Origin of the sequence: Chitinophaga fulva, assembly GCF_012927205.1 — a bacterium.
Taxonomy (GTDB): Bacteria; Bacteroidota; Bacteroidia; order Chitinophagales; family Chitinophagaceae; genus Chitinophaga; species Chitinophaga fulva.
In genome coordinates, this window is sequence record NZ_JABBGC010000004.1 from 704,708 (window position 1) to 720,473 (window position 15,766).

At 49.1% G+C, this 15,766-nt stretch carries 15 protein-coding genes; 12 read left to right on the forward strand and 3 right to left on the reverse strand.

The genetic code is table 11. The features are described 5' to 3' along the window. The first annotated feature begins 26 nt into the window (after positions 1–26). The 3 genes from xylA to HHL17_RS31265 all read left to right on the forward strand — a co-directional run bounded on the left by xylA (position 27) and on the right by HHL17_RS31265 (position 3,266). Entirely contained in the window at positions 27–1,355 is a 1,329-nt protein-coding gene (xylA, locus tag HHL17_RS31255; RefSeq protein ID WP_206156233.1) for a xylose isomerase, read from the forward strand. Between the two features lie 72 nt (positions 1,356–1,427). Beyond that, positions 1,428–2,372, forward strand: coding sequence for an aldose 1-epimerase (locus HHL17_RS31260; RefSeq protein WP_169228736.1), 945 nt, complete (start codon positions 1,428–1,430; stop codon positions 2,370–2,372). Between the two features lie 177 nt (positions 2,373–2,549). Further along, complete coding sequence (locus HHL17_RS31265) at positions 2,550–3,266, forward strand: carboxypeptidase-like regulatory domain-containing protein (protein ID WP_169228737.1); 717 nt, start codon at positions 2,550–2,552, stop codon at positions 3,264–3,266. 71 nt (positions 3,267–3,337) lie between these two features. Here the strand turns inward: HHL17_RS31265 and HHL17_RS31270 are convergent, their stop codons facing one another. Both HHL17_RS31270 and HHL17_RS31275 read right to left on the reverse strand, forming a co-directional pair. Then, positions 3,338–4,420 (reverse strand): S1C family serine protease, encoded by a 1,083-nt coding sequence (locus tag HHL17_RS31270; protein WP_206156234.1) that lies wholly within the window; start codon positions 4,418–4,420, stop codon positions 3,338–3,340. A 24-nt stretch (positions 4,421–4,444) separates the two neighbouring features. Beyond that, positions 4,445–5,020 carry an RNA polymerase sigma factor gene (locus HHL17_RS31275; RefSeq protein ID WP_169228739.1) on the reverse strand — a complete coding sequence of 192 codons (576 nt, stop codon included), beginning with the start codon at positions 5,018–5,020 and terminating at the stop codon, positions 4,445–4,447. A 133-nt stretch (positions 5,021–5,153) separates the two neighbouring features. On the opposite strand from HHL17_RS31275, the gene HHL17_RS31280 reads away from it, so the two are divergent. From HHL17_RS31280 to HHL17_RS31315, 8 genes are all read left to right on the forward strand, one after another. Then, entirely contained in the window at positions 5,154–5,402 is a 249-nt protein-coding gene (locus HHL17_RS31280) for a hypothetical protein (RefSeq protein WP_169228740.1), read from the forward strand. Positions 5,403–6,207: 805 nt separating this feature from the next. Next, positions 6,208–7,032 (forward strand): prephenate dehydratase, encoded by an 825-nt coding sequence (locus HHL17_RS31285; RefSeq protein WP_169228741.1) that lies wholly within the window; start codon positions 6,208–6,210, stop codon positions 7,030–7,032. Positions 7,033–7,054: 22 nt separating this feature from the next. Next, positions 7,055–8,218, forward strand: coding sequence for a pyridoxal phosphate-dependent aminotransferase (locus HHL17_RS31290; RefSeq protein WP_169228742.1), 1,164 nt, complete (start codon positions 7,055–7,057; stop codon positions 8,216–8,218). Then, positions 8,215–9,057, forward strand: a complete 843-nt coding sequence (locus HHL17_RS31295) for a prephenate dehydrogenase (protein WP_169228743.1) — start codon at positions 8,215–8,217, stop codon at positions 9,055–9,057. The genes HHL17_RS31290 and HHL17_RS31295 overlap by 4 nt, the downstream gene beginning before the upstream one ends. Before the next feature lie 36 nt (positions 9,058–9,093). Further along, on the forward strand, positions 9,094–10,197 hold the full coding sequence (locus tag HHL17_RS31300; protein WP_240976009.1) for a chorismate mutase: 1,104 nt from the start codon (positions 9,094–9,096) through the stop codon (positions 10,195–10,197). Between the two features lie 32 nt (positions 10,198–10,229). Then, positions 10,230–11,255, forward strand: a complete 1,026-nt coding sequence (aroB, locus tag HHL17_RS31305; RefSeq protein WP_169228744.1) for a 3-dehydroquinate synthase — start codon at positions 10,230–10,232, stop codon at positions 11,253–11,255. A gap of 38 nt (positions 11,256–11,293) precedes the next feature. Further along, positions 11,294–12,562, forward strand: a complete 1,269-nt coding sequence (gene aroA, locus HHL17_RS31310) for a 3-phosphoshikimate 1-carboxyvinyltransferase (protein ID WP_169228745.1) — start codon at positions 11,294–11,296, stop codon at positions 12,560–12,562. Positions 12,563–12,597: 35 nt separating this feature from the next. Beyond that, positions 12,598–13,599 (forward strand): chorismate synthase, encoded by a 1,002-nt coding sequence (locus HHL17_RS31315; protein WP_169228746.1) that lies wholly within the window; start codon positions 12,598–12,600, stop codon positions 13,597–13,599. Between the two features lie 74 nt (positions 13,600–13,673). Here HHL17_RS31315 and HHL17_RS31320 read toward each other — a convergent pair whose 3' ends face one another. Beyond that, a complete protein-coding gene (locus HHL17_RS31320) occupies positions 13,674–14,393 on the reverse strand; it encodes an FKBP-type peptidyl-prolyl cis-trans isomerase (RefSeq protein WP_169228747.1) in 720 nt (239 codons plus the stop codon). A gap of 163 nt (positions 14,394–14,556) precedes the next feature. Between HHL17_RS31320 and HHL17_RS31325 the strand changes: the two genes are divergently transcribed. After that, positions 14,557–15,735: an acyloxyacyl hydrolase gene (locus tag HHL17_RS31325; RefSeq protein ID WP_169228748.1), complete on the forward strand. Its 1,179-nt coding sequence runs from the start codon at positions 14,557–14,559 to the stop codon at positions 15,733–15,735. The last annotated feature ends 31 nt before the right edge of the window (positions 15,736–15,766 follow it).

Below are 15,766 nucleotides of genomic sequence, written 5' to 3' on the forward strand. Positions count from 1 at the left end.
TAAACGATGTTTTAAAATCCACTATTATGAGCATTACACTTGGAAACCACGAATACTTCAAAGGCATCGGCCAAATAGCCTATGAAGGACCGGAATCAGACAATCCGCTGGCATACCGCTGGTATGATGAAAACCGGCTCATCGCCGGTAAAACCATGAAAGAGCTGTTCCGTTTTGCCGTTAGCTACTGGCATACCTTCTGTGGCACTGGTGGCGATCCTTTCGGTCCGGGTACCAAACATTTCCCCTGGCTGGTGTCCACTGATCCCATGCAAAGCGCGAAAGACAAAATGGATGCAGCTTTTGAGTTTATCACCAAACTGGGGCTTCCTTATTACTGTTTCCATGATATAGACCTTGTGGACGAAGGAGCTACTCTCGCTGAATATGAGAGCAGGATGCAGCAGATCGTTGATTATGCCAAACAAAAGCAGGATGTCAGCGGCGTCAAACTGCTGTGGGGCACGGCCAACGTGTTTAGCCATCCCCGTTATATGAACGGAGCAGCCACCAATCCCGATTTTGCGGCACTGGCTTATGCCGGCACACAGGTGAAAAATGCACTCGATGCCACCATCGCACTAAAGGGAGAAAACTACGTCTTCTGGGGCGGCCGCGAAGGTTACATGACCCTGCTCAATACCAACATGAAAAGGGAACAGGAACACTTGGCCCGCTTCCTGTCTATGGCCCGCGATTATGCCCGTAAACAGGGCTTCAAAGGCACTTTCTTCATAGAACCGAAGCCCTGCGAACCCACCAAACATCAGTATGACTATGACAGCGCGACCGTGATCGGCTTCCTGCGTCATTACGGACTGGACAAGGACTTTAAACTGAATATCGAGGTAAACCACGCCACCCTTGCCGGCCATACCTTCCAGCATGAGTTGCAGGTAGCTGTAGACGCAGGAATGCTGGGCAGCATCGATGCCAACCGCGGTGACTATCAGAACGGTTGGGACACCGACCAGTTCCCCACCCAGTTGAATGAACTGGTGGAAAGCATGCTCATTATCCTCGAAGCCGGTGGCTTCGCTGGTGGTGGCGTTAACTTCGACGCTAAAACACGCCGTAACTCCACCGATCTGGAAGATATCTTCCACGCTCACATCGGTGGTATCGACGCTTTCGCCAGAGCAGCGATCATCGCGGAAAAAGTACTCAATAAAACAGCCTATAAAAAATTCCGGACAGACCGCTACGCCTCCTTCGATGCTGGTAATGGAAAAGCCTTCGAAGAGGGTAAGCTCACACTGGAAGACCTGCGCAACATCGCCACTTCCAACGGAGAACCCGCCCAGATCAGCGGAAAGCAGGAATGGCTGGAAAATATTATCAACGGATGTATTTAATATAAGTCTCCGCAAAGAAAGCAAAGCGCATTTTCTTTGCATAATACCTTTGTGCGAACAAAACAATGAACAATGACAATCAACACTTTTCATGAGGCAGGATTTGATATCATTGCCCTTACTGACGAACAAAGCGGTACACAGGTAGAGATCGTGCCGGCCCATGGCGCGCTGCTGCATGCTTTTAAGGTGCGTCGCCAGGGTAAACTGATTAACCTGATTGACAGCTACAGCAGCCTCGAAGATCTTCGGGAAAACCTGCACAGCAGCTTTAAAAGCGTAAAACTGAGCCCTTTTGCCTGCCGTATCAAAGACGCGGCTTACGAATGGCAGGGCAATGCCTATAGCATCGAAAAAACCATCGCGCCCGGAAACGCCATCCATGGCCTGTTGTATGATGCAAAATTTACTGTGGCAGAACAGAAAGCTTCCGCTCAGGAGGCATCCGTTACGCTCGCCTACAGCTTCCGCGAAGAAGATACCGGCTACCCTTTCAGCTATGACTGTCAGGCTACCTATACCTTATTGCCGGGCAATGAACTGCGCGTAACGACTAAAGTTATCAACCGCAGTCAGATTTCCATCCCGGTGATGGATGGCTGGCATCCTTATTTCTCCACTGGTACGCCGGTAGATGAACTGGTGCTGACCTTCGCCTCCAAAGAAATCGTGGAGTTTGATGCTAAACTGATCCCGACCGGAAAAGTGTTGCCCTACACCGAATTTGTGAAAGGCAAAAAATTGGCGGGCGTGGAACTGGACAACTCTTTTGTACTGGATTTTTCACAGGCACAGCCGCTTGCCTCCCTGCTCGATCCGGTGAAAAATATCCAGATCGACTTTTTCCCCGGCGATCATTATCCTGTTTTACAGGTATACATACCGCCGCACCGCAACAGTATCGCTGTGGAAAACCTCAGCGGAGCGCCCAATGCCTTTAATAATGGTATTGGACTGGTAACCCTGGCAGCCGGTGAAGACAGAACTTTTGACACCAGGATAAAAATCACCGCGTGATAACTGCTTCACGTCATAATATGAACGTCCTCCGGTCACCTGGCCGGAGGATTTGTTTTTTAACAACCGCTTCAATTTATTTAAATTGTGGGCTGGAATGGAGATGAACAATACACACACAGTATTGGTTGTTCAGGGAGAGGAAGGATAGTCAGGATTAAAAACACTTACAATTTTATGAAGGCTCACATGCGTATTCTGTTGCTGGGTTGCATCGCCGGGATGTTGTTCCCTTTTGCTGCAAAAGCACAGGTCATCGTAACCGGACAGATTTCAGACAGCAACAAACTGGTGCTGCCATACGCCACTATTACCAACCTGACAACAGGCAGGCATTCACTGTCTGATCAGGGCGGTTTTTACAAGATAGACGCAACCCGGAATGACAAGATCGTTTTCACTTTCGTAGGTTATCTGCCCGACACCATAAAGGTGACACAGACTACCGGCACCCAAACGATCAACGTGAAACTGGTGGTAGCCAGCCGTTTTCTGAAAGGAGTGGAAGTTTCTTCTCAGTACACCCCTTATCAGCTGGACTCCCTTGAGCGCCGCCGGCAGTACGGGTATTTGCTGGATTTGCCCAATAAGCCGCTGGCAGGCGGCAGTACACCGCAAGGTGCAGGTATCGTCTTCAGTCCGTTTACCCGTTATTCCAAGAGCGAGAAACAAAAAAGACAGTTCAAGAAGAATTATGAGGAGATGGAAAAAGAGAAATATATTGACTCCCGTTTTACGCCGGTGCTGGTTAGTCAGGTTACCGGACTGAAAGGAGATTCGCTTCAACTGTTCATGCGGGATAACTATCCGGACTATGAAACGATGCGGACCATCGGTCATAATGATCTGCTGTACTGGATTACAGACAAATACAAAGCCTGGATCAAAAAATAAAGACATAGAAAAAGGGTGAAGAACAAGCCGAAGTCTTCACCCTTTTGATTTATATGCTATAGTGTTTAAACTTAGTTATAGACCTTCACCATATATACAAACTCTTCCAGCTTTTTGATCTGATCTAATCTGTTTAACCCTTCCAGATGGCTTTTGCGGGCCATTTCTTTTTTCATGCTTTTATCTTTCGGCATTTCATCGAGCAACCGTTTCAGGTGAGCCGATTTCACAGCGAAGGCGATGCCATCAGAAGTGGTTTGTTTGCCGGTAACGATACCTACCACGTCGCCCTGGTTGTCTAACAGGGGAGCGCCGCTGTTGCCGGGATTAACCGGGATAGACACCTGATAGGCAGTAGTGTCGCCATTGAAACCGGTTTTAGCGCTGATATAACCTTTGCCATAAACGATTTCATCGCGGGGGAAGCCCATGGTGAAGACTTCTTCGCCCAGTTTCGCGTTCTGTGGTTTCAGTGTATAGGGCAGGGGTTGGCTTTTGAACATGGAGTCGGCAATTCTCAGTACCGCCAGATCGCTGGAGATATCTTCAAAAACGCTGACAGCCTTAAAAGCTTCACCTTTATTATTCTGCACATATACGGAATCAGCGCCGGCTACTACATGATAGTTGGTCACAATGTAACCGTTGCCAGATACTGCGAAACCAGTGCCGCCGTAGGTACCGGGATTAGCCGGTGCTTTGCTTTTATTATTGATATCGTTGATGAGTGCATTCTGGGAGCGCTGGATATTGTTCAACACTCTTCTGACGTCCTCATATTGGGCAGTGGATTTATTTTTGGCGGCGTTCTGCAATACCGCGATGGTAGACAGGGATGTCACCAGTGCGATACAGGCAGCGGCTGCCAGGTTGGTGATGGTACGGCGGCGGATAGATACCCTTTTGGCGGCCAGGTTTTCTTCCTGGGCCTGTTTACGCAGGGTAGGCATATCCAGTTGCCGGTGAATATGGTCCATTTTAGCCTGGAGCGACTGGCGCTGGCCAAAATGTTGCAGCTGCTGCAGGAAAAACTGCTGCTCCTCCACCTGACGGTTGATTTGCGGATTGTTTTTACGCAGTTCTTCAAAAACGGCTTTTTCCTGTCCGCTCATTTCCCCTTCCAGGTAACGTTCAATTTCACGTAATAAATTCATGTCATCTTTCATGGCCGTTGCTGCTTATAAGGATGTATTATACTGATCAAAAAATAACTTCTTTAGGCGCATCAGGCACTTATACTTCTGATTTTTAGCATTTTCGGCGTTGGTATAGCCGAATTTCTCCGCAATTTCCTGCATGGACTTCTTCTGTATATAATAATCTTCCAGAATGGTCTTGCAAGGTTCGCCAATGCTGCCCATCGCACTTTCCATAATACGGAACTGTTCGTCTTTGGTGCTTTGCTCGTCTACCACCTCCGCGGCTGGGATGGTTTCCTCCATTTCCGGTGGAATGGCATAAAGCCCATAAGTGCTTTGTACCTTTTTCAGCCAAATGTGGCGGCAAACGGAATAAAGGAAAGTTTTTAGCCGGCTGGTCAGGTTGAAATTACCTTCGCAGGCCTTTTCATATAGAATGATGATCGCTTCCTGGAAAACATCTTTGGCGTCGTCTTCGCTGCCATTGTGCTGTAAAATCATGCGCAGCACGGCTGGAAAATTCTCTGAATAGATGGTTTCCAATGACTTATCATCGCTCTTTGCCAATCCCAGCAATAATTCCCTGTCTCTTGTTATGTCTTGATGTTGCTTCACTCTTAATACTATTATTAGGCATTTGGTAACCCAAAGTACCGAAAAAAAAATTTTTTAAAAGTTTGGGTTACCTTTTGGGTTACTCCGGTATAAAGGGTAAATCATTCAAAAAACACCTTAAATTATTTGTACGATGAAGAACGTAATTAAACTTGGTTTCCTGGCTCTGTCTTTCGGTCTGTTCGCTGTAGCTTGCGGCGGTGGTGAAAAACCTGCTACTGACTCTACTGCAACTAACGCTGGCGCTGTAATCGACTCAGCTGCTGCTAAAGTTGATTCTGCTGCTGCTGGTGCTGCTGCTGTTGTTGACTCCGCTGCTGCTAAAGTTGACTCAGTTGCTGCTAAAGTTGACTCTGCTGCTGCTAAAGCTGTTAAACACTAATTAGCAATCTCTGATTAAATTTTATATGACCGCTATGGCTATGGCCATAGCGGTCTTTTTTTATGCTTGTGATGATTGCTGCCTGAGCCCGCCAGGTGTATTTTGGATCAAGTTGAAAAGTTGTGGACCGAAAAACCCCCCCGCATCAAGTCCACCTTTACCCCTGGGTTACAATAGGGGTGCTGTATGTACGATAGCGATATATCCAGGGAAACACTCCTTTCTCATTGCTGTCGCCTGGCAATGTGTTTTTACTCCATCCCCCAACTTTTCGACTTGATCCTGTATTTTTTAAAATGACGCCCTTCTTCCCGTTTTTATATACACTACTGTTCTTCCTTTTCTGCAATTTTAGATTAAATTCAATAATAACCCCTTATTATTTAAAAAAATGTATTTTTTGTATCAGCCGCTTGGATAATTAAAATCGTACCGTATTTTTGTAACACGTTCAAAAAGAGCATATGACTACACAAGCGACTTTCGGATTTTTTGGCTTCTATTATTTCTGGTACCAGGAATAGGGAGGTCGTTTGTAAGTAAAAACATAAAAGAAACTACAAAAAGCCTCCCGCGGAAACGGGAGGCTTTTTAATTATCAAAATACTGTATATGTCAAACCGTCACTTTAACACTTATTATTTTTATTACTTCTTTTTTGCGAAGAAGCCGGGGACTCGTTTGCAATAAAATACTTTACATACAGGTAAAATAAAGCAAAGGGTCCCGGAGACGGGGCCCTTCTTGTTTCAAATAGCTAGTTGCTACAGCAACTATAAAACAATAAAAAATCAACTCCATACACATGAAAATTGCCATACAAGGGTTTGAAGGTGCTTTCCACCAGATCGCTGCTCAGAGTTTCTTCGGAAAACAAACCGATATTGAAGCCTGTGCTACCTTTTCCGAACTGGTACGTAAGGTAAAACAGGACCCCGGCGTGGACGCAGGTATCATGGCCATCGAAAATTCCATCGCAGGCAGCATTTTACCGAACTACAGCCTCCTCAAAAATTCCGGCCTGCATGTGACCGGCGAAGTTTACCTGCAGATCAATCAGCATCTGATGGTCCTGCCGGGTCAGCAACTGGAAGATATCCGCGAAGTGCATTCCCACCCAATGGCTCTTTTGCAGTGTATTGACTTCCTCGAAAAACACCCGCACATCAAGCTGGTGGAAACAGAGGATACCGCACTCAGCGCCAAACATGTAAGGCAGAAAAAGCTGAAAAGCGTAGCAGCGATCGCCGGTAAACTGGCGGCTGAAATCTATGAGCTGGATATCATCGCCCCTAACATCCAGACCAACAAAAACAACTATACCCGTTTCCTGGCGCTGTCCCGTACCGCTGTACCTGTTGCGCCGGACGCTAATAAAGCCTCTGTTTATTTTCATACCAGCCACGATCGGGGCACCCTTGCCAAGGTGCTGACTAAAATCGCCGAAGCTGGTATCAACTTATCCAAGCTGCAGTCTTTTCCCATCCCGGCAAAAGAATGGAACTATTACTTCCATGCCGATATGGAGTTTGAAAATCCGGCACATTTCGAAAAGGCACTGGAAAAAATAGCGCCGCTCACCGAAAATCTCAAAGTGCTGGGCATCTACAGAAAAGGCAAAACACATTAATCAGTATTCAGAAATCAGGCATATGCAGATACAGGTTGCAAAAAGATTACAGGGAACAGAAGAATACTATTTCTCGAAAAAACTGCGGGAAATAGATGAAATGAACCAAAACGGTCCCAAAGTCATTAATCTGGGTATCGGAAGCCCGGACCTGCCCCCGCACCCATCCGTGGTGGAGGCGCTCCATGAACAGGCCGCCCTGCCCAATACCCACGCATACCAGGGCTACAAAGGTATCCCGGCACTGCGTAAGGCTATGGCCGACTGGTACCAGCGCTACTATGGGGTCCATCTCAACCCCGACGCGGAAGTGCTGCCGCTCATCGGTTCCAAGGAAGGCATCATGCACATCTGCATGACCTATCTCCAGGCCGGCGATGAAGCACTGATCCCTAATCCGGGTTACCCTACCTACCGCTCCGCGGTAAACCTGAGCGGCGCCACCGTAGTGGACTACGATCTGGTGGCGGAAAACGGCTGGCTCCCTGATCTGGACGCACTGGCAAAAAAAGACCTGAGCCGGGTGAAAATCATGTGGGTCAACTACCCGCATATGCCCACCGGCGCTAAAGTAAACAGGGAATTTGCTGCCAAGCTGATCGCCTTCGCGAAACAGCACCATATCCTGATCTGCCATGATAACCCCTACAGCTTCATCCTTAATGAACAGCCTGAAAGCCTGTTACAGTTTGAAGGGGCACGTGATGTGGTACTGGAGCTCAACTCCCTCAGCAAATCTTCCAACATGGCCGGCTGGCGTGTAGGTATGCTGGTGGGCAAGGCAGAATGGATCGCCGATGTGCTCCGCTTTAAAAGCAATATGGACTCCGGTATGTTCCAGCCCCTGCAGATGGCCGCTGTAAAAGCACTGCAACTGGGCCCTGAATGGTACAATGAGCTCAACAAAATATACCGCGGCCGCCGCGAAAAAGTATTCCAGCTGCTGGACCTGCTGCAATGCTCCTACGATAAAAACCAGGTAGGCATGTTCGTATGGGCAAGTATTCCGGATACTTACGATAACGGCTATACGCTCAGCGATGAAGTGCTGCAGAAAGCACGGGTATTCATTACGCCCGGCGGTATTTTCGGAAGTAACGGCAACGGCTATGTCCGGGTAAGCCTCTGTCAGGATGAAAAGGTTTTCCAGGATGCTATTGACCGTATAAAAACTGCGATAAAATGATTGTAACAATAATAGGCACAGGTTTAATCGGTGGCTCGCTGGCTATCACCCTCCGGGAAAAAGGAGCGGTGGATAAGATCATCGGGGTAGACCAACATGAGGAACACCTGCAACGTGCCAAAGAGCTGAACATCATTGATGAAGGCATGCCGCTCGACGAAGCGCTGCAATGCTCCGACCTGGTGATATTAGCCATCCCGGTAGATGCGGTATTACAGGTACTGCCTAAACTGATGGATAAAGTACGCGCCAATCAGGTCATCATGGACGTTGGTTCTACCAAACAAAAAATACTGCAACTCGTTGCCGGTCATCCTAATCGCGGCCGTTTTGTGGCGGCCCACCCGATGGCCGGCACCGAGTATTCCGGCCCCGATGCCGCTGTACGCAACCTCTTCACCCACAAAACGATGGTGCTCTGCGATGTGAAAAACAGCGATGATGATGCCCTCGAAATGGTGGAGGATATGGTCGACAAACTGCAGATGCGCACCGTATACATGAACGGGGAAGAGCATGACCTGCACACCGCTTACGTGTCACACATCTCCCACATCACCTCTTTTGCACTGGCACTGACAGTACTCAAAAAAGAGAAAGAATCCGGCCGCATCTTTGAACTGGCCAGTGGTGGTTTTGAATCTACCGTACGTCTCGCGAAAAGTTCACCGGACATGTGGGTGCCCATCTTCAAACACAACCGTGGCAACGTGCTCGATGTGCTCGATGAACACATTCACCAGCTGCAACAGATGAAGTCACTGCTTGAAAACGAAGACTACGACGCCTTCTACAAGCTGATCCAGAAATCAAACAAAATCAGGAAAATCCTGAAATAAACATAAATTCTAACAATCTACTTAACTTCAATACTTATGGTACAGACAATGGAAGAAATATTATCCAAAACCAAATTCTCAGATCCTTCTTCTGATAAAAAGCCGCTGATCATCTCCGGCCCCTGCAGCGCTGAAACAGAAGAGCAGGTGTTAGCTACCGCGCTGGCATTACAAAAAACCGGTAAAGTGGACGTATTGCGCGCCGGTATCTGGAAACCCCGCACCCGTCCGGGCTCTTTCGAAGGCATCGGTACCAAAGGCCTCGCCTGGCTGCAGAAAGCCCGCGAACTGACCGGCCTGCCGCTGGCTGTGGAGGTAGCTACGGCTAAACAGGTAGAAGACGCGCTGCACTTTGGTGTGGATATTCTGTGGGTAGGAGCCCGAACCACAGTAAACCCCTTCTCTGTACAGGAAGTGGCAGATGCACTGAAAGGTGTGGACACGACCGTACTGATCAAAAACCCGATCAACCCCGACCTCGAGCTGTGGATTGGCGCTGTGGAAAGAATCCAGAAAGCAGGCATCAACAAAGTAGGCCTCATTCACCGCGGTTTCTCCAGCTACGGTAACACCCAATACCGCAATGCTCCCATGTGGCACCTCGCTATTGAGCTGAAACGCCGTATGCCTGAACTGCCCATGATCTGCGACCCCAGCCACATCTCCGGCCGCCGCGATATCCTGCAGGAAGTTTCCCAGGAAGCGATCGACCTCGACTACGATGGCCTGATGCTCGAAACACACGTAGATCCGGACAACGCCTGGAGCGATGCCAAACAACAGGTTACACCTGAAAAACTGGCTGAACTGCTGGACGGTATCGTGTGGAGAAGAGAGCACACCGATAAAAAAGATTTCAACACCGCCCTCGAAAAACTGCGTGCGCAGATCAATCAGGTGGACGATGAAATCATGCTGCTGCTCGGCAACCGTATGAAAATCGCTGAGAAAATCGGTATGTACAAAAAAGAAAATAACATCACCATCCTGCAAACTAACCGCTGGAATGAAATTCTGGAGCGCAACATCGCTAAAGGCGAGAAACTGGGCCTCACAAAAGAATTCATCCTGAAATACTTCGATGCGGTGCACCTGGAATCCATCAACCGCCAGAACAGGGTGATGAACGAAGAAAAATAACAGCATCATTTACTGATCGCTAAAATCAATGAATGAAAAAGCTAACCAATAATTTTCAGCAGCAGGCTACTACCTACCTGATGGGAGAAAGCCTGCTGCAGTTGGGAAACCATGTGGACCGGAACCGCTCCGTGATCGTGATCGATGAAAACGTGGAAAGGCTGCACGGCCATCATCTGCATAACTGGAAAAAGATCGTGGTACCTGCCGGTGAAGAAGTGAAAAATATGGCCACTGTGGAAAAAGTCATCGATGGACTGATTGCACATGAGGCCGACCGCAAAACCACCCTCATAGGCATCGGTGGCGGTATGATCACTGATGTGGCAGGTTTCGCGGCCAGCATCTATATGAGAGGTATCCCCTTCGGGTTCGTGCCTTCCACGCTGCTGGCACAGGTAGACGCCTCCATCGGCGGCAAAAATGGTGTCAGCCATGGGAAACACAAAAACCTGCTGGGCACTATCCGTCAGCCTGAGTTCATCCTTTTCGACTATGCGCTGCCCCTGACCATGCCTGCAGAGGAATGGCACAACGGCTTCGCAGAGATCATCAAATACGCCTGCATCATGGATGCCGAACTGTTTGATTACCTGGAAGTGAACCGGGAGAAGGCCCTGGCAAGGGATGTGGCTGTGCTGGAATACCTCGTGGAAAAATCAGTGGCAGCCAAAACCAAAGTGGTACTGGAAGATGAATTTGAGAATGGCCCGCGCCGTTGGCTCAATTTCGGTCACACGCTGGGACATGCCGTAGAGAAACTGGAGCATATCGCTCATGGTAAAGCGGTAGCCATTGGTATGGTGGCAGCGGCCCGTTTCTCCGAACAACTGATGGGCTTTCCTAACGAACAAACCCTGCGCCTGATAAAACTGATCACCGATTATCAGTTGCCGGTAACTTTCAACTCCGACAAAGCAGCGGTGTTTGATATCTTCAAGCTGGACAAAAAACGGGAAAAAGACGCCATCCATTTTGTGCTGCTGGAGAAAATAGGAACGGCTACCACTATGCCTGTTCCTATCACAGACCTGCAATTGCTGCTGCAGGCGTTGTAATTATTTTCTAAACATCTAAAGGCGGACGACACATATATATGCAAGTTACTGTATCACCCGGCATTGTTAAAGGCACCGTTACGGCCAATCCATCCAAAAGCGCCATGCAACGTGCAGTAGCCGCTGCGCTGCTGGCAAAGGGCACGACCATTATCCGTAATCCCGGCCTGAGCAACGATTGCCTGGCAGCACTCGAGGTAGCTGAAAATCTCGGTGCCAGAATTAAAAGGGGAGAAGATCATTTTGAAATCACCAGCCAGGGCGTAAAACCATTTTACGATGAAATCAACTGCGGAGAATCCGGCCTCGGTATCCGTATGTTTACGCCCATCGCTGCACTGGCTTCTATTCCGATCACCATCGTTGGGCATGGCAGCCTCACTACCCGCCCTATGCACTTTTTTGAAGAAGTGCTGCCACAGCTGGACGTGAAATGCTCCACCCAGGATGGTAAACTGCCCCTGCATATACAGGGCCCGCTGCAACCGAAAGATATTACCATCGACGGCTCTCTCAGTTCCCAGTTTCTCACCGGCCTGCTCATGGCCTATGGCTCCGCGGCAGAAGATGTGACCATCACCGTAAAAGATCTTAAAAGCAAGCCTTATATCGCGTTAACCCTGCAATTGATGGAACACTTCGGGGTAAAGGTGGAAGAACAAAACTTTGAGCAGTTCCGCTTCGGTAAAAAACAGTCCTATAACGCTACCGACTATACGGTGGAAGGTGACTGGAGTGGCGCCGCTTTCCTACTGGTAGCTGCTGCGGTGGCTGGTAAGGCAGAGGTGCAACACCTCAATACCGCTTCTGCCCAGTCAGATAAAGCCATTCTGGAAGCGCTGGAAAAAGCAGGTACCCACATCCTGCCAGGCGTGTTTACCGTGAATATTCAGAAAAACGGGCTGAATGCCTTCGAAATAGATGCTACCGATTGCCCGGACCTGTTCCCGCCACTCGTGGCGCTGGCAGCTAACTGCAACGGTACTACGAAAATAAAAGGCGTAAGCCGCCTCGCGCACAAGGAAAGTGACCGTGGCCTTACCTTACAGGAAGAATTCGGTAAAATGGGCATCCGCATAGACCTTGAGGGAGATATCATGCTGGTGCATGGTGGTACCGGCATCAAAGGTGCGCACGTACATTCCCATAATGACCACCGCATTGCCATGGCCTGCGCAGTAGCAGCCCTCACGGCCGACGGTCCGGTGATTATCGAAAACGCGGAAGCGGTGAATAAGTCGTATCCTGAATTCTACGACCACCTGCAACTGCTGGGAGGTAAAATAGCCGTGGCTGCCAACAGCTAAGGCTCCCTTTTTATTCAATTTTAAATCATCAGTGTGTGAACAGTTTTGGCAGATTATTCAGGGTGAATGTTTTCGGAGAATCCCACGGCGCCAGCGTTGGTGTTAATATCGACGGGGTACCGGCTGGCATTCCGCTTCAACAGGAAGACTTTTTACCTGATCTGGAACGCCGTAAAGGCGGCTCCAGAGGGACTACCCCCCGCAAGGAGGAAGACCTGCCCTTTATTAAGTCAGGCGTATTCAACGATCATACTACCGGCGCACCGGTAACCATCCTCTTTGAAAACAACAACACCCGCAGTACTGACTATGAAAAGTTACGCGAGTTTCCACGGCCCGGTCATGCTGACTTTGTGGCTACAGAGAAATTCGGCGGCTTTGAAGACTACCGGGGCGGCGGCCACTTCAGTGGCCGGCTTACGCTCAACCTGGTAGCTGCAGGTGTGATCGCAAAAAAGATCCTTGGTGACAGCATACAGGTAAAAGCCACCATCACGGAAGTGGGTGGATATGCCAACCCCGAAGAAGGACTGGAAGCGGCTATCGCAGCGAAAGACTCTGTAGGCGGTATTGTGGAATGTGTGGTAGATGGACTGCCTATCGGTTTGGGTGAACCTTTCTTCGATTCCCTGGAATCATCGCTGGCACATGCTGTATTTGCTATTCCGGCTGTAAAAGGAATCGAATTTGGCGCCGGCTTCGCTGCTGCTAAAATGAAAGGACTGGAGCATAATGACCCTATCCTTGATAAGACCGGTAAAACAGCTACCAACAACGCCGGCGGCGTGGTTGGCGGTATCAGCAACGGCAACCCACTGGTATTCCGTATCGCGGTGAAACCCACGTCCAGCACACCGAAAGAGCAGCAAACGCTCAACATCGCCAGCGGACAGGTGGAGACCTTCAGCGTAAAAGGCCGCCACGACCTGTGCATCGCGCTGCGTGTGCCTGTGGTACTGGAAGCTGTGACCGCAATGGTACTGGCTGATTTTATGCTGCTGGAACAGCGGCGTCCGCGGGTGTATAAACCATCATGAAGACTAAGTAGAAAAGAATAAAAAAAGCATCCTGTTTTGAACAGGATGCTTTTTTATGTGCAGTAATGCTGTACTTATTTTACGATGTCCAGCAGCTCCACGTCAAACACCAGCGCTGCGCCCGGGCCGATTTTGGCACCAGCGCCACGGTCGCCATAGGCGAGGTCTGAAGGGATGAAGAGGCGCCATTTGGAGCCAACCGGCATGAGTTGCAGGGCTTCTGTCCAGCCTCTGATCACACCGCTTACAGGGAAGGAGATCGGTTCACCTCTATCTACGGAGCTATCGAATACAGTACCATCGATGAGGGTACCATGATAGTGCGTTTTTACTTTATCGTTGATAGTAGGTTTGGGCCCGCTGCCTTCTTTCAGGATCTGGTACTGAAGACCGCTGGGGAGGGTTACCACGCCCGGCTTGGTTTTGTTTTCCGCCAGGAATTTATCACTGGCTTCGCGGTTTTTGGCAACTTTTTCCGCTTTCAGTTGCTGAAGGTAATTGCTGATGCTCATCTCACTCTGTTCTTTAGATAATGTTAATGTTTTATTGGTCAACATATCCTGCACTGCTTTGGCCAGCAGGGTGGTGTTGACATTACTTAATCCCTGTGCTTTCAGGTTTTCGGCGATGTTCACGCCGATGCCGTAGCTCACGGAGTCAATCCTGTTTTTCAATAAACCAGGTTTTGCTGCGGTATGGGAGGCCGGTTTCGCTTTGGGCGCCGGTTTGGCCTGGCTGAATCCCTGCATGGCCAACAGGCCAAGAACACCGGTGAAAATGTATTTTTTGTACATAAATTTGTGGTTGTCAATAACTTTGATTCAAATAAGGTTTTTGCTAAAGTTCCCGCAAGTTAAGGAATTAACTTTTTACAAGCGATTTGCTCTGGTACAACAAAGGGGAGCCTTGCTTTGTTGGCGTAAAAATAAAACAGATATGTTAACCGTTCAGGCGTCTATGAGATTTTGTATTATAACAATTGTAGCAGCGCTGCTCACAGGCAGCCTTCAGGCACAGGATTCAACAGATTTATGGTCAAAAGCCAAAGCAAATCCCAACCTGGGCAGGCAGAAATATATAGAGCTGAAGCTACATACCGGTAGCCACCTGTATAATGGAGATGAGATGTCCAAGATACTGGAACACGGTTATGAGTCGGTGGAGGTGAGGATGGGCTGGATGTCTACCGGTAAACAGGAATGGCAGCGGGTCATGAACTACCCGAGTTATGGTATCGGCTTCTATACCGGCAATATTGGTGACGCCACCGTTCTTGGTAACCCGAACGGCGTATATGGCTTCTTTTATGCGCCCTTTGCCCGCCGCAAGCGGCATCATTTTGAAGCAGGGCTCTCCCTCGGCTTCACCTACGACCTGAAGGGCTACAACAAGGACACCAACCCGCTTAATGATGCTATCAGTTCCAAAGTAGACGTATACTTTAATGTGGGCGTCAGTGGAATATGGCGATTGTCAGAACTGTTCGATTTTGTATATGGACTGGACCTCACCCACTTTTCGAATGGCCGTACCCACACACCCAACCTGGGCCTCAATATGCCCGGCATTCATGCCGGCCTGAGAGTACATTACAACACGATCCGCCATATTGTACAGCAACAAATTGATCCTACGTTTGTAGCGCGTATCCGGCCCACCTATATTGATAGCCCGCTTTCCAAATTAAAACATAAACAGGACTGGAGCCTTTACGGCGCTTTCGGAGTGGTACAGCCGGATACCCGTTATGGTGTCAGGGCATTTTACGGCACCGCTTCTGCGGTATTGGACTGGAGCTACCTCTACAGCCATGTATGCAGCTTCGGCGCCGGTGTTGATGGCTTCTACGACGGTTCCCTGGGGGTGGTTTACGGAGAGAAGTACGGAAAGGTGTCCACCTTCGATAAGATGCTGCTGGGCGCCCATATCGGGCATACCCTTCACTTGCAGCGTTTTGACATCGTCACGCAGGCAGGGACTTACCTGTGGCGGCGCGACAGTGAGAAGGGGGATTGGTTCCTGAGGATAGGGCTTCGTTATAACATCAGTAAATATGGGTTCCTGCAAATTGGCCTCAAAACACAGAATGGCGCTGCTTCCGACTGGATCGAATGGGGCGGCGGCGGGAAACTGTGATAGCCATGATTACTGCTGATCCGCCTGATTT

Excerpts from the sequence above, each read along its gene's own strand:
- HHL17_RS31265 (WP_169228737.1), top strand. The coding sequence starts at position 2,550 with ATGAAGGCTCACATGCGTATTCTGTTGCTGGGTTGCATCGCCGGGATG.
- HHL17_RS31300 (WP_240976009.1), top strand. The coding sequence starts at position 9,094 with ATGGTACAGACAATGGAAGAAATATTATCCAAAACCAAATTCTCAGAT.
- HHL17_RS31325 (WP_169228748.1), top strand. The coding sequence starts at position 14,557 with ATGAGATTTTGTATTATAACAATTGTAGCAGCGCTGCTCACAGGCAGC.
- HHL17_RS31285 (WP_169228741.1), top strand. The coding sequence starts at position 6,208 with ATGAAAATTGCCATACAAGGGTTTGAAGGTGCTTTCCACCAGATCGCT.
- HHL17_RS31295 (WP_169228743.1), top strand. The coding sequence starts at position 8,215 with ATGATTGTAACAATAATAGGCACAGGTTTAATCGGTGGCTCGCTGGCT.
- aroA (WP_169228745.1), top strand. The coding sequence starts at position 11,294 with ATGCAAGTTACTGTATCACCCGGCATTGTTAAAGGCACCGTTACGGCC.
- HHL17_RS31280 (WP_169228740.1), top strand. The coding sequence starts at position 5,154 with ATGAAGAACGTAATTAAACTTGGTTTCCTGGCTCTGTCTTTCGGTCTG.
- HHL17_RS31290 (WP_169228742.1), top strand. The coding sequence starts at position 7,055 with ATGCAGATACAGGTTGCAAAAAGATTACAGGGAACAGAAGAATACTAT.
- HHL17_RS31270 (WP_206156234.1), bottom strand. The coding sequence starts at position 4,420 with ATGAATTTATTACGTGAAATTGAACGTTACCTGGAAGGGGAAATGAGC.
- xylA (WP_206156233.1), top strand. The coding sequence starts at position 27 with ATGAGCATTACACTTGGAAACCACGAATACTTCAAAGGCATCGGCCAA.
- aroB (WP_169228744.1), top strand. The coding sequence starts at position 10,230 with ATGAAAAAGCTAACCAATAATTTTCAGCAGCAGGCTACTACCTACCTG.
- HHL17_RS31320 (WP_169228747.1), bottom strand. The coding sequence starts at position 14,393 with ATGTACAAAAAATACATTTTCACCGGTGTTCTTGGCCTGTTGGCCATG.
- HHL17_RS31260 (WP_169228736.1), top strand. The coding sequence starts at position 1,428 with ATGACAATCAACACTTTTCATGAGGCAGGATTTGATATCATTGCCCTT.